11 protein-coding genes are annotated in these 13,551 nt (G+C 48.4%); 5 read left to right on the forward strand and 6 right to left on the reverse strand.

Going from position 1 to position 13,551, the window contains the following annotated elements:
* Positions 1-95: 95 nt before the first annotated feature.
* Positions 96-260, forward strand: a complete 165-nt coding sequence (locus VNK96_07835) for a DUF1328 domain-containing protein (protein ID HWP31615.1) — start codon at positions 96-98, stop codon at positions 258-260.
* Here the strand turns inward: VNK96_07835 and VNK96_07840 are convergent, their stop codons facing one another.
* On the reverse strand, positions 261-1,631 hold the full coding sequence (locus VNK96_07840; protein HWP31616.1) for a mercuric reductase: 1,371 nt from the start codon (positions 1,629-1,631) through the stop codon (positions 261-263). It lies immediately after the preceding gene.
* A gap of 57 nt (positions 1,632-1,688) precedes the next feature.
* Between VNK96_07840 and VNK96_07845 the strand changes: the two genes are divergently transcribed.
* Both VNK96_07845 and VNK96_07850 read left to right on the forward strand, forming a co-directional pair.
* Positions 1,689-2,930, forward strand: coding sequence for an HlyD family efflux transporter periplasmic adaptor subunit (locus VNK96_07845; GenBank protein ID HWP31617.1), 1,242 nt, complete (start codon positions 1,689-1,691; stop codon positions 2,928-2,930).
* A 57-nt stretch (positions 2,931-2,987) separates the two neighbouring features.
* Positions 2,988-3,260, forward strand: a complete 273-nt coding sequence (locus VNK96_07850; GenBank protein HWP31618.1) for a hypothetical protein — start codon at positions 2,988-2,990, stop codon at positions 3,258-3,260.
* A 105-nt stretch (positions 3,261-3,365) separates the two neighbouring features.
* Here the strand turns inward: VNK96_07850 and sucC are convergent, their stop codons facing one another.
* The gene (gene sucC, locus VNK96_07855; protein ID HWP31619.1) at positions 3,366-4,517 is read right to left on the reverse strand and encodes an ADP-forming succinate--CoA ligase subunit beta; all 1,152 of its coding nucleotides are present in this window, start codon (positions 4,515-4,517) and stop codon (positions 3,366-3,368) included.
* A 127-nt stretch (positions 4,518-4,644) separates the two neighbouring features.
* Here sucC and aroC point away from each other — a divergent pair, with 127 nt between their 5' ends.
* Entirely contained in the window at positions 4,645-5,742 is a 1,098-nt protein-coding gene (aroC, locus tag VNK96_07860; GenBank protein HWP31620.1) for a chorismate synthase, read from the forward strand.
* A gap of 60 nt (positions 5,743-5,802) precedes the next feature.
* On the opposite strand, the gene VNK96_07865 is transcribed toward aroC, so the two are convergent.
* From VNK96_07865 to VNK96_07880, 4 genes are all read right to left on the reverse strand, one after another.
* Positions 5,803-6,312, reverse strand: coding sequence for an isoprenylcysteine carboxylmethyltransferase family protein (locus tag VNK96_07865; GenBank protein HWP31621.1), 510 nt, complete (start codon positions 6,310-6,312; stop codon positions 5,803-5,805).
* 90 nt (positions 6,313-6,402) lie between these two features.
* Positions 6,403-7,257, reverse strand: a complete 855-nt coding sequence (locus tag VNK96_07870) for a hypothetical protein (GenBank protein ID HWP31622.1) — start codon at positions 7,255-7,257, stop codon at positions 6,403-6,405.
* Positions 7,258-7,263: 6 nt separating this feature from the next.
* A complete protein-coding gene (locus VNK96_07875; GenBank protein ID HWP31623.1) occupies positions 7,264-9,864 on the reverse strand; it encodes a hypothetical protein in 2,601 nt (866 codons plus the stop codon).
* Between the two features lie 74 nt (positions 9,865-9,938).
* The gene (locus VNK96_07880) at positions 9,939-11,240 is read right to left on the reverse strand and encodes a hypothetical protein (protein HWP31624.1); all 1,302 of its coding nucleotides are present in this window, start codon (positions 11,238-11,240) and stop codon (positions 9,939-9,941) included.
* A gap of 49 nt (positions 11,241-11,289) precedes the next feature.
* On the opposite strand from VNK96_07880, the gene VNK96_07885 reads away from it, so the two are divergent.
* Entirely contained in the window at positions 11,290-13,551 is a 2,262-nt protein-coding gene (locus tag VNK96_07885; protein HWP31625.1) for a serine/threonine-protein kinase, read from the forward strand.

Here is a 13,551-nt window from a genome sequence, read left to right on the forward strand (position 1 = left end):
GGAAAATTTTCGATAAGGAATTGGGACACCGTCATATATAGACTCCTCGAGGCGTAGATAGAATCTGCATCGAATAATTCTCTAAGAGGTGATGAATGTTACACTATGCGCTCGTTTTTCTTGTCGTTGCGCTTGTCGCCGCCTTTTTGGGTTTCTGGGGTCTCGCAGGGTTGGCTGCAGAAATCGCAAAAATATTGTTTTTCGTTTTCTTGATCTTCGCCGTTCTTTCGTTCATCTTCGGTCGAAGACTACCCGCGTGATCAAAGGCTATAACGCGGCAATCGCATTACGAGCGACTGCACACCTTCGGCGAATGTAGGGTGGACGAATTCTGATTCAACGATTGCACGCATCGAAACATGCGCATACATAAGCGGAACGAAAATATGAATGAGTTCACCCGCTTCAGCGCCGACAATCGCCGCACCTAATAATTCCTCCGATTCAGGTTGAATAAGCACTTTCATCATGCCTTCGGGCTCGTCGATTTCGATTGCGCGAGCCACATTTTCGAATGGCATCGTTGCAATCTCGTATTGAATTCCCTCTTTATCTAATTCTTTTTGCGTTTTGCCTACTCGCGCCACTTGTGGGTCAGTGAACACCGTAAAGGGTATTACGCGGTCTGACCTGCCTCGATTTCCTTTATTCATAAGCAAATCGAAAAGCAGCCTGTGGTCATCCCAAGAGGAATGTGTGAACTGAGGAAAAGGTCCTAAAACATCACCGACTGCATAGACCCCATCCGCACTAGTCCGATAAAAGTTATCGGCTACGATATATCCTCGTTCGTCCAATTCGATTCCTGCTGCTTCGCAATTCAATTTATCCGTATTCGGAGTTCTACCAGCCGCGCAAAGCAAATGAGAACCTTCGAGGCGAATTCCATCCTCTAGCTCCATGTGAATATTTCCGTTCTTTTGAGCAACTCCACTGATTTTTTTCCCAAGGTTCAATTCGATTCCTTCGTTTCGAAAAACTTGTTCTACCGTCTCCGATATGTCGGAATCTTCTGTCGCTAAAAGATGGTTCGCCATTTCGATAATCGTGACCTCCGAACCGAAACGGCGAAACATCTGCGCGAATTCACACCCGATATAACCCCCACCGATAATCAAAAGTCGTGAAGGCAGTTCCTCGAGTTGCATAATCGTGTCGTTATAATGCCATGGAACTGACTCTATTCCTCGTATCGGTGGAATCGTAGGACGCGTTCCTGTGTTGATTATTACGATATCTGCTTTATAGCGATTTTCAATCACTTCGATTTCTTTCGGTCCTACGAAACGCGCCTCTCCTTTTATCAAACTCAGATTCTCTCCTGCATCTTCGATTTTCTCACGCACACTTTCTCGCCATTGACGAACGATTTCGTTTTTTCTTTTCACAACGTACGGAAAATCTATATGTAAATTCGACACACGAACACCGAGCCTCGATGCATTGCGAACGACATCCATTGCTTTTGCGCTTGCAATCATTGTTTTCGTAGGTGTGCATCCAGTGTTAACGCATGTACCACCGAGATAACCCGATTCCGCTATTGCAACCTTTTTCCCCACCTTCACTAAGCGAGTCGCCAATGGTACTCCCGCTTGTCCTGTGCCTATGATAAAAACATCGTATTTCATTCTTATTTCTACTTCTCGAACGGCGTTCGATGAGCGTTTTCGTAACTATATCTTAATATGCGAAACAGCGATTGTGGATTAGGCGTATATAGGAAGAAAAACCCATATAGTGAGGTGTCAGGAATGCGTGGGATGGTCACAGAACCCAAGAATAAATCTCCCGTCGGATGGATGATAGCTGCTTTCGCAGTTCTCATTGTAGTTATTGCGGCTGTCGTTTGGGCTTATCAAAAACAGCAGCCCGAACCGTCAAAGGTCTCCCGGCAAGACATCACTGCGTATGAAAGTCTTGCAGGCGAAGCGATAGCCCCCCCAACCGATTATGCAATCGTCATGGCTCCTTATAGAGCACCCGTCGTAAAAGTTTATACGACTTTAGGCGATGTCGTTTCTAAAGGAGATGTGTTGGTCGAACTCGAATACGCAAGTGCTCAAGCGTACTACGAACAAGCGCGTCAAGCAGTTCAGAGTGCAGAAAACGCCGTCTCTCAATCGCAACGTCAGCGCTCTGTGCAAATTGCAGAAGCGAACAAACGCGTTTCCGATGCACGCGCAGCAGAAGAGGCGGCAAGGTCTTCGAACGACCCGAACTTGCCACTATACACCGAAGCCAGAATACAAGCCGAACAAGACTTGGCATGGATACTTTCCGATGCATCCTATCTCGCACCTTATCAGCGACAATTGGAATCGGCAAGGCAATCATTGCTCGACGCGCAATCCGGACGCAAAATCGCGATGATTCGTTCACCGATTAGCGGAACGGTACTCGAAATTAATGCTCGCCCGGGCAAAATGGTCGGCGAGGACGAAGACAAGCCTGTTGCAGTCATCGTAAACCTCGAAGCGTTGCAAGTGCATGCAAAGATGAGTGCAAAACAGTTGAGCACCATTAAAGTCGACTTCCCTGCCAAGCTAACATTCGAAAAAGACATTCCAGATAAGGAATTCGATGGAAAAATGATTCGCATCACTACGGATATCGAAAAGAAAATAGGAGGATTAATCGAAGAACGCGAATACATCGCCATCGTCGCTTTCAAAAACGACCTCGGTCTCGTAAAACCGGAAATGGATGCGAAAGTTTTAGTCAAAGTAGGCGAAGTTAAAAACGTTTTAGCAGTACCAGTTGATGCTGTGGATAAAGACGAACAAGGAAGACCTATCGTGAAAGTTCTGAAAGACGGTCAATGGATTTCCACAGTCGTGGAAACAGGTCTAAGCGATGGTGAATACATCGAAATAAAATCCGGCTTGGATGAAGGTCAGACGATACAAGTTACGCCCTCACTCTTATAAACACAGCACGCTTTTCAATCGCACACAGCCAACAAACACCGCAAGGAGGTGTATTTAATGAGCAGTGAAAATGAACAAACTACGAATATCTTTGCGATTTCGATGCTGGTAATCGTCGTTGTCGTAATCCTCGCATTCGTAGTCGGATATTTTGCATGGTATGCACCTGCCCGTGAGAAGGAAATAATCATTACCCCGAGTCAACCAGGACCGCCTGGCCCGCCCGGTACTCCCGGAGCACCTGGTGCACCTGGTCCTCCCGGACCTCCCGGACAGTCGGGTGAAGCAGGCGTAAAAGATAAAGGTTCTTATGGTGGTGGAGGACAGTAATTTCGAACAGGAGCGCCGACGTTTTTACGAGAATTTCTCGAGACGAAGGCGCTCCAAAAATTATCCCTCCCTCGTTCGAGCCTAAGACATTTATCAATGAATTATTTACCTCGCTTCTACGAGTTTCGCAGCATACTCCGCCGCTTCCCGAACGGAGCGGGCAGGAGTAATTTTAGCGCCGGATAATATCGCACGTGCTTCTTCCGCATTCGTTCCTTCGATCCGTGCGACAATCGGAATCTCTACCCCCAGTTCTTTAATCGCTTGAACAACCCCTTTTGCGACTTCGTCGCCTCGAGTAATCCCTCCGAAGATATTGATGAGCAATACTTTCACGCCTTTGTCCATCAGCACTAACTCTACGCAATCTCTCACGCGCTCTGCTTGCGCCCCCCCTCCCACATCCAAAAAGTTCGCCGCTTTCTTGCCCGTTTTGGCGATTTCATCCAAAGTAAGCATAACGAGACCGGCTCCGTTTCCTATCACTCCGATTTCTCCGTCTAATTTCACATAGGCGATGCCCCGTCGAACCGCTTCTGCTTCTATCGGATCTTCTGCGCTTTCCTCGCTTCGCGAAAACTCCGGATGACGAAACAATGCGCTGTCGTCAATCGTTACTTTTGCGTCCACCGCAACTACTTTCCCATCCTGAGTCAAAGCGCATGGGTTGATCTCGATAAGCGTGCAATCTTTTTCGCGATACATTTTGTATATGTTTTCAGCCAAAGAAACAAGTTGCGAATGAGCCTTAATATTGATTCCTGCTTTTTTCAATGCATGACGAATCTCGTAATTCCACAATCCCCATTTTGGATCGATGGGAACTTTCATGATGGCTTCCGGCTCTTTTACAGCGATGTCCTCGATGTCCATCCCCCCCCTCGCACTCAACACTAAAACGTCTTTTTGTTCGGTACGGTCGAGTAATAATGCGATATAATACTCCTCTGCAATTTCTACTTTTTCCGAAATCAGGACCTTTTCTACGATCATCCCGATGGGATTCTGTGGAGATACCAATCGCTTTCCAATGAGACCTGCTGTGAATTCGGAAGCCTTACGAGCGTCTTCGAAAAGCCCGATTCCACCAGCCTTTCCCCTTCCCCCCATCAAAACCTGAGCTTTGACGACTACCTTACCGCCGAAAGCTTCTGCGATTCTAAAAGCCTCCTCAGGGTCACTCGTCACCTCTCCCTTCGGTACGGGAACTGAATAGGACGCTAAAAGGGCGCGCGATTGGTACTCGTGGAGTTTCATGGAGATAAGGAGAATACCATCCTTCTCTTGTAGGAGCGCCGTGAGACGCAACCCCTTTGTAGGAGCGAGGCGCGATAAGGCAGTAATTTGGGATTTCATAACCTGCGTGCCACAATAACCTTTAGGTATGGGTAACACGTTCGGAACGGTTTTCCGCGTTACGACCTTCGGCGAATCTCATGGAGGTGCGGTTGGCTGCGTCGTGGATGGATGTCCACCGTTGCTCGATCTCTCCGAAGAAGACATTCAGCCGGACTTAGACAGGCGTCGCCCAGGGCAAAGCCGCATCGTCTCACAAAGAAAAGAAACCGACACGGTACGCATCCTCAGCGGTGTTTTTCAAGGGAAAACCATAGGAACTCCTATCTGCCTCCTCGTTCCGAACGAAGACGCACGACCTGACGACTATCGCGAAGTGGAAAAGGCGTATCGTCCGAGCCATGCCGATTTCACCTACGAAGCGAAATACGGCATTCGGAATTGGCAAGGTGGGGGACGCTCGAGCGCGAGAGAAACCGTCGGAAGAGTTGCGGCAGGAGCGATAGCGAAGAAAATTCTTCGCACGCGATACGGGGTCGAAATCGTTGCATGGGTTTCGAAGGTGGGGCGAATCGTTGCGGATTGCGATGTGGAAAAGGTTACGTTGGAGCAAGTCGAATCGAACCCAGTTCGTTGCCCGGATGCGATGGTAGCGGAGCGGATGATTGCAGAAATCGAAAGCGTTCGGAAGCAAGGAAATTCTTTAGGCGGTGTCGTAACCTGCGCGATACGCGGATGCCCCCCCGGATGGGGTGATCCGGTTTTCGATAAAATCGAAGCGGATTTGGCAAAAGGCATGATGAGCCTTCCCGCCTCGAAAGGCTTCGAGATTGGCTCGGGATTCGGTGGCACGGATTTGACAGGGCTCGAGCACAACGACGAATTCTATGTAGATGAAAAAGGGCGTGTTCGGACGCGAACGAACTTCAGTGGAGGAGTGCAGGGGGGGATTACGAATGGAGAAACGATCTATTTTCGAGTCGCCTTCAAACCGACTTCTACTGTAATGCGGGACCAGCAAACTGTAAGCGCTCGAGGCGAAGAAATCCTTCTAAAAGGTCGTGGTCGTCATGACCCTTGCGTTTTACCGAGAGCCGTCCCTATGGTGGAAGCCATGGCTGCACTCGTCATGGTTGACCATGCGCTCATACAGGAAATGATTCGAACGAAGCACAGTGGAGCATAAAATAAGTTTTTTTAAACTGCGACTACACAATCGACTTTATTCGAAAATGCTGACAGTTCATCAGATACGTGCAGAGGGGGAGATTAAATCACTTCTCTTTACTTTTCCGATGAATGGCAAAATGAAACCCGTTTGGGCAGCATAGTTTGCCCACTCATCACCGAACTTTCTAAGTAGTGCCTTATCCTCTAATTGTGCCCGATAGATTACGCTGGGCAGAAATAAGACAAAGACTCCGATTAATCCGGCCCAACTTCTAAGTGCGACCGTCGCTCCTATAAGGGCAATCGTCATTCCAAGATAGACTGGATGGCGTACGAACCGATATGGTCCTTGTCGAACCAATATTTTTAAACGTGGCTCTACCTCTCCCATTATTGCGCTCTTGATATAGACAGATGCCCATATCGCTAATCCCATCCCCAATCCAATGAGAAGCAGACCTAAAAGTTTGGCCAAATCTTTGGGCAACGGCATACGAAACTCGACCAAAAAGCTAAGTGCAAGAACGACAACACCAGCAACCCCGTTGAGAATAGCAGGCAGATGTTCATGAACCGTTCTATTCATTGAATAATCCTTCTGCTTGAATGAATTGATGTCTAGACCGTGTATGCTACCACTCAATCATAAATTCTACATAAGTTAGATATTATAAAGTCAAAGCCCAGCGGCTCGTCTCATTACATCTCGAGGAGCAGGTGTGTTCATCCACCATTCCCATGCCAACGCGGCATGTTCGACTAACATCTCTCTTCCGTCTATAACTCGGAAACCTCTGTCATACGCAGAACGCAGAAATTCCGTACGAACGTTGCGGTGCACCAAATCATAAGCGATTACGTTGCGCATGCAGTTTTGCCACAACACTGGTGGTTGTTCTCCGATCTTTCTCCCTAACGAAGTGGCGTTCACGATAAGCGAACAACCTGTAGGGTCGGGTTCTGGAAGGATTTCGACCACTTTTCGCGACGAAAATTCAGGCTGGGTTCGCAAAAAGGCGCGCAAAGCATTCACGACTGCTCTTGCTTTTAAAGCGCTTCGATTCCATATCCTCACTCGCCAACCTTTCGATACGAGCGCCATCGCAACCACACGCCCCCCCTGCCCTGCACCGACCACTAATGCCGTTCCAGGTGCAACGTCCTGTATGGGGGCGAGAAATGCGGGGATTTCTAAATTCATTCCGTATATGTGTTCTTCTTCGAAAGTCAATGCGGTAGCAATACCCAAGGAATGTTTCACTTGATAAAACTGTTCTGCTAATCTCGCTGCGGAGGATTTATTCGGATTTCCTACTAACGCCCCTTTGAAGCCGCATTTCGCAAGATGTCGAACACAATTTTCGAACTCTTCTTCATCTACACGCAAAGAAACGAACTTAGCGCTTGTTCCAGTTTTTTCGAAAAGTGCTCTAAAGATTTTATCGTTGAGGGAGTCCTCCATGGGGTCGGCTAACTCAGCGAATCGAAGGATTGGCTCTTTCGTCGGCTCGATTTCTTCCCACTTCGTCACAAAAGACTATCTTTTTTCTTGTGTGACAGGGTCGGGCTCGACTACAAGACGCTGAGTTTGCGATTCCGAGCCGATTGTCAATCGAACCGCATATTCGCCTGGCTCTGCAAGGGTTCTCCTTCTGCCTTCCCCACCCGTCACCATATTCCAATGCACGACATGAAGACCTTTTGTAGTGGGGGGGGTCGGAATCGTTCCGATGACTTCGCCGGTAATCGAAAGTACTTCCACTTTCAGGTCTTTGACATCATCCTTCAAGTAATAAAAGATTCGAGCGCCGCTCGGAGGGTTCTCGCCATAATAGCCATCCCTACCGTCTCCGTAACCTGCGCCTGACCAGGGGACCCATCGCCGAGTCGTTACAGGTTCGAAAAGCACAAAGTTCTTCGAACTATTTTCTTTAGTGAGCATTTGCAAGCCTTCCACAGGTGCGATGAAAATCCCTCTTCCGTGTGTTCCCATTACGATTTCTCGTTCGCGAGGATGAATCACGATATCATGGATGGCAACGGTCGGCAATCCAGATTTCCAACGCGTCCACGAACCCCCCCTGTCGAAACTTACGAATAACGCGAACTCCGTCCCCACGTAAAGGAGGTCCTCGTTTACCGGGTCTTCACGAACGACGTACACCGAACCATTTTCAGGAAGGTTCGAGGAAATGTTTTTCCATGTTTTGCCGAAATCTTCCGTTACGAAAACGTAGGGTTTGAAATCGCCTCGACGATGGTTATCGAAAGTGACATAGCAACGCTCCAATTTGAACCGACTCGGCTCTACGCGACTGCACCATGAATTGGGCGGTACATCGGGGATACTATCCGAAACTTTCGTCCATTCGTACCCATCGTTTTGGGTGACATGCACCAAACCATCATCCGTTCCGACCCAAACGACGCCTGGCTTGAGTCGAGATTCTGCGATGGTCACAATTGTACAGTGAGTTTCTGCTCCTGTTCTCTCTTGCGTAAGCCCCCCCATAGGTTTCAGTTTTTCTGGGTCGTTCGTCGTCAAGTCTGGGCTTGCTACGCGCCAATTATCGCCTCTATCTATGCTTTTAAAAAGCTTGTTTCCACCAAACCAAACGATTCTGGGATTGTGAGGGCTCAAGTGAATCGGTGAATTCCAGTTGAAGCGGTATTGCTCGCCTTCGGGAGCGCGTGGACGTATGGAACGAGTTTCGCCCGTTCGTCTATTTCGTCTCGAGATTCCGCCGTTTTGACTTTCGCTGTATATCGTTTCGTTATCGAGCCAGTCCACTTGAACGTAAAAACCGTCCCCACCTCCTACGTTGAACCAATGATAATTTCCGATTCCTTCACGTTCGCGTGACACGGAAGGACCACCCCAACTTCCATTATCTTGAAGCCCTCCGTATACATGATAAGGAACTGCCATATCTACGGTAATGGCATAAAACTGCGCCGCGACGATTTGCGACATATGTTTCCATGTTTCGCCTTTGTCGTAAGTGACGAATACCCCCCCGTCGTTTCCTGCCCAAATATGCCGCGGGTCGGAAGGATTGATCCAAATGGCGTGCCAATCGGGATGGACACCTGCTCGTACCGCATTCCATGTCATCCCTCCATCTGTCGAGAGCATCAAATTCGTTGAACAAGAATATATTCTCTTATCATCTTCTGGGTCTACTAAGATTTCGTGATAGTAAAAGGGCCGCGTGCTGTGCAATCCCAGTCGTTTCCACGTTTTGCCAGCGTCATCGGTTCGGTAGAAGCCGTTCTGGTCTTCTTCGGGCTTCCCCCCTCTTTCTGCTTCGATTACGGCATACACGATTTTGGGATTTTTGGGAAAAATCGTCAAACCGATTTTGCCTGTCATTCCTTTCGGCAAACCATTAGTGAGTTTTTTCCAGGTCTTCCCTCCATCCGTGCTTTTGAATACCCCCCCATTTTTCCCTCCGCTATAGAACGTCCAGGGGAATCTCCTGCGTTCGTACATGCCAGCGTAAAGCACTTTAGGATTTTTAGGGTCAATGATGAGGTCGCTCGCGCCGGTGTTTTCGTCAACGTACAAAACTTTCGTCCATGTTTTTCCACCGTCTTCCGTCATAAATACGCCACGATGTTCGCTTGCAGACCATAAAGGACCGATTGCAGCAACCCAAACGATGTTCGGATCTTTCGGATGCGTGATGATTCTTGCAATTTGCTCTGTTTCTTTCAGCCCCATATTCGTCCAAGTCTTTCCACCATCCGTAGATTTGTAAACGCCATCGCCCCAACCTACACTATTGCGATTGGAGTTTTCCCCGGTGCCGACCCAAACGATGTTATTGTCAGCGAGAGAAACCGTAACGTCACCAATCGAACCGCTTCCACCATCATCGAATATCGGGCGCCAGGTAATCCCGTTGTTCGTCGTTTTCCAAACCCCCCCCGATGCGGTGGCGACGTATACCGTCCAGAGGTTTTTCGGGTCAACGTCTATATCAGCGATTCTGCCGCTCATAGATGCCGGACCTATAGAGCGGAAACGAATCTCTTTGAGAATCTCTTCTGCTGTCGGGTCTGCAAACGCAGGCAAGATGAAAATAACGATGAAAATAAAAAAGAAAAGTGCCGAAAAAAGTTTTGTTTTTTGCATGGTTTTTTTTGTCCAGAGTCCCTCGGGTACTCCTCTTTTTACCCTATCGGAAAGCATTACGCAAAAAACCTTGTTTATTGTTCCAAGCGCACGAGGATCGAGCGAACGCGCACAACCGTGCCCGGTAAAAGGTTCATCGGCTTTGTAACGAGCGTCATCAACCCGGACTCTGGGTAAATGTGGGTTACTGATTCCGCTCCCCCGACCCCGAACCAGGCAAGGTTAACCTCCCCTTGCGATGTACCGAGAACGGCAACTGAATTCGGTAATCCTTTCCTCGATGTAATTTCCACCTCATGCATCGGAAGCAGGGTTTGAAAAGGACCATATTCGATTCGTGCTTTCGAGAGACGCCTGAGGACATTTAGCCGAATGTCGAACTCTACTCCCTTCGATGCATGTTCCGGACGAATCCCGATTTCCCATTTCGCTTCGGAAGAATCCCCCTTCAAAACTACTCCCGACGGATTCACGGAGCGGACTTCCGCCCACAAAGGTATTGGAGGACGGTCATCGAAAGTAATTTGCCCGAAATGATGAAGCACGCCGAAACTGATCCTTCCGGAATCATCGCCTATGTGCGTAGGACCGAATGCATAGTCCGTTTCATGCGCGGTAACTCGTAAACCTCGGGTGGATACGCTAAACCACCTGCGCGTCCCAGAAACGCTCTGAGGAGTTATGCGCTCTGGCGGATGAGGCACATGCCGAAGAGTTCCCCCTCTTGTTCTTGTGACACCTCCACGATGCTCTACCTCGACTTCGAATGGTGCGAAGGCTCGCGTTTGCTTGTTGACAGCCCAATGCAAAACACCCCTCTCTCCGACATTTAGAGGCGGTAAGAGGATTTCCATTCGACTATCTTCCGATAGTTCGTGGTGCTCCGAAATAAACCTTGCCACAGCACCTTCCAAAATCTCCGAGCCATTGTTTAGGATTTCACAAAGAACGAGAAACGGCTCTCCTGGCTTGATGAACGCTGAAGTGGAACGCACGTTGAACAGTTTGACCCTCGGACCGACAGGAAGCAGCGAAACCGAGCCGATTCCCACGCGCTGACCTGGCTTCACGGTGAGTTGCAAACGTATGGGAGATTCACTAACGACCACCTCGTGATTCTCGTCTGGCTTGATCAGCGAATTTCTTCCGAGAATCGAAATGTCGCAATCCCCTCGAATTGTTCGTTCGATTTCTACGACATACGTTCCGCCCGGATTTACCTCGATTGGGTCGCTGCAGATTGCCGCGCTCGAACGTTCGCCCGCAAGCATTACGAAACGCTTCCTACCTGTGTTGACCAAAGTTACACCTGCAGGTGTCGAATCCCATCCTCTCAATCCCTTTTCGAAACGTGCGTTTGCAATAAGGTTCTCCATAATCTCGTCTGTGATATTGTAACAAGGATATTGTAACAGGAAACCTCTCGTGAGTTCGGAACTACCTACTTCGGCTGTATTGAAGAATCGTTACGAAATACTCGGTCTATTGGGCAGAGGAGGTTTTTCTTTCACATACAAGGCTTTCGATAATCTTACGCACAGTGAAGTGATTGTCAAAGAGTTAGCACCTCAGGGCTGCGCGAGAAACCAAGATGGGTCGCTTTCTTTCCCCTACGATGGTGATGAAGTTCTTATGATGATTCGAAGATTCCTCGATGAAGCGCGCCTATTGGCCCGTCTTCGCATTCCGGGGGTTGTCGCTATAAAAGACGCTTTCCAGGGAAACGGGACTGCATACATCGTCATGGAATTTCTTCCCAACGCAGAGCCGTTATCGGATGTACTGCGAAAACACGGAATTCTTCCGATTCAACAAGTGACGACGATTCTAAGAAACGCAGCAAAAGTCTTGCGTGATGTGCATTCAGCCGGTTTCTTGCATCGAGACATCAAACCTTCGAACATTCTCGTAGATGCGAACGATAATGTAACCCTCATTGATTTCGGAGCAGCGAGGGAATGGCATGCCGATGCAACCGTAAAGCACACGATACTTTTTACACCCGGTTATGCGCCTATAGAACAACTCGCAGAACGCGGCAGAAGAGGACCTGCTAGCGATTTATATTCACTCGCCGCTACGGGTTATGAGATGCTGGTCGGAAAAAAGCCCGCATCCGCTTTGGAGCGTCTCAACGGAGTGCCGTTGCCCCCCCCTCGCGCATTGCGAGAAGAAATTCCATACGCGCTGGAATTAGCAATTACGAAATCGCTCGAAGTGCATGCTTCGAAAAGACCTCAATCTGCAGAAGATTTTCTCGCATTGCTTTCTCCTCTTTTCCCGTCAGAAAGCATAGAACAGCCCCCCTCGCAGCACGCAGTCGTATCCATTTCCGAAGTGGATGTCATGGATGCGAAGTTAGTCGAACTCAAAAAATTGCGTATTCCTTTCAAGAGTTGTCCTTCCTGTGGGGGGGAATTAGAAGAAGTAAAACCCATCAAGCCCAACGTATGCCCTGTGTGCCACGTTGGCAGAATCGTTTTCCGTGATTTGGACTCATCTCGTTGTGCCGTTTGCCGAACCGGCATCCTGCATATGGTGAAAAACGCTCCCCAACTGTCGTATTGCCCTCTTTGCAAATTCGGTCACCTGCAAAAAATTTCTTTAATTTCTAAGCGATCGAACTGCGATAATTGTAATGCTCATTTCGAAAGGCGGGGCAAGAACAATCTTGCACTTTTAAAGTTCGGATTAGTGCCCAGTGAGCTGATACAAGAAGGTGCGGAGATAGAGGAGAGTAAATGGCGTTCGATAAGCGGACGCTCCGAAAGATGCTTAGAATGCGAATCTTGTCATTCACAATGGGATATCCGAGAAGACGGACGCCTTCTTTTAGTGTATGCAAAGGAAGACGTTCACCGAGTAATGGAAAAATACCGTTTGCTGACTCCTGAAGAATGGGCACGAGTCGCTTTGGGTTTACCGACGGATGCTGGAAATAGCATATGCAAAACTTGCGGCGCAGAATTTTATCGTGACGAAGATTCTTTGACGTTGTTGAACGTCGAAAACGACCCGAACGAATTTTTCGAAAAACACGGGGGGCGACGTATCCCATTGGAAGAAGTTCCATGGATTGCGGTCGGAAAAAACAGCGGTATGCCAGGATTGCTTTGCAAAGAATGCGGTTTGGAATTCGATTTCGATGGGGATTATCTACGTCTCAAAGATACGAACGATGCATCACTGCGTTTTCACATCAATAAAGCACTTCCGCTGGAAGATTGGCACCGCATTGCGCGAAATTTGCCCACTACAGACGAAGAAAATGCTTTTTTAGAAGAATTCGAGCACGCAATTCGACGAGAAATATGGAATGGTGATGTTCTCTGGGATGACAAAGATAAAACTCTACGATGGACGAGCAAAGCGATGCTTTTGGAAGAAACAGAAGATGGCTTTAAAGTCCAATCGAAAGGGAAAATTACTGTGCGCAATGGAAGGTTGCGTTACCGTTATGGTTTCAAAAGTTGGCAAATCCCGGTGGATTCGATTCTTTTCGCAGAAAATGAAGAGAATTTGCTGAAGTTGCGCGTCGCAGGTAAGCCGCAAACATTGGTTTTCGAAATCGAACCTGTGGAATTATCCGTTGACCTTCGTTCGGGGACGCGAACCCTTACGCTCGGCTCTTTCGACTTGAAAGAAATTCTAACCCGCAGTATCGCTGCGGGAGTAGAGAATGTGTAA

The organism is Fimbriimonadales bacterium (assembly GCA_035559795.1).
Classification (GTDB): domain Bacteria; phylum Armatimonadota; class Fimbriimonadia; order Fimbriimonadales; family ATM1; genus DATMAR01.

Bases quoted from the DNA above. Each gene is read 5' to 3' on its own strand.
- VNK96_07850 (HWP31618.1), top strand. From the start codon at position 2,988: ATGAGCAGTGAAAATGAACAAACTACGAATATCTTTGCGATTTCGATG.
- VNK96_07840 (HWP31616.1), bottom strand. From the start codon at position 1,631: ATGAAATACGATGTTTTTATCATAGGCACAGGACAAGCGGGAGTACCA.
- VNK96_07880 (HWP31624.1), bottom strand. From the start codon at position 11,240: ATGGAGAACCTTATTGCAAACGCACGTTTCGAAAAGGGATTGAGAGGA.
- sucC (HWP31619.1), bottom strand. From the start codon at position 4,517: ATGAAACTCCACGAGTACCAATCGCGCGCCCTTTTAGCGTCCTATTCA.
- VNK96_07845 (HWP31617.1), top strand. From the start codon at position 1,689: ATGCGAAACAGCGATTGTGGATTAGGCGTATATAGGAAGAAAAACCCA.
- VNK96_07875 (HWP31623.1), bottom strand. From the start codon at position 9,864: ATGCAAAAAACAAAACTTTTTTCGGCACTTTTCTTTTTTATTTTCATC.
- VNK96_07835 (HWP31615.1), top strand. From the start codon at position 96: ATGTTACACTATGCGCTCGTTTTTCTTGTCGTTGCGCTTGTCGCCGCC.
- aroC (HWP31620.1), top strand. From the start codon at position 4,645: ATGGGTAACACGTTCGGAACGGTTTTCCGCGTTACGACCTTCGGCGAA.
- VNK96_07865 (HWP31621.1), bottom strand. From the start codon at position 6,312: ATGAATAGAACGGTTCATGAACATCTGCCTGCTATTCTCAACGGGGTT.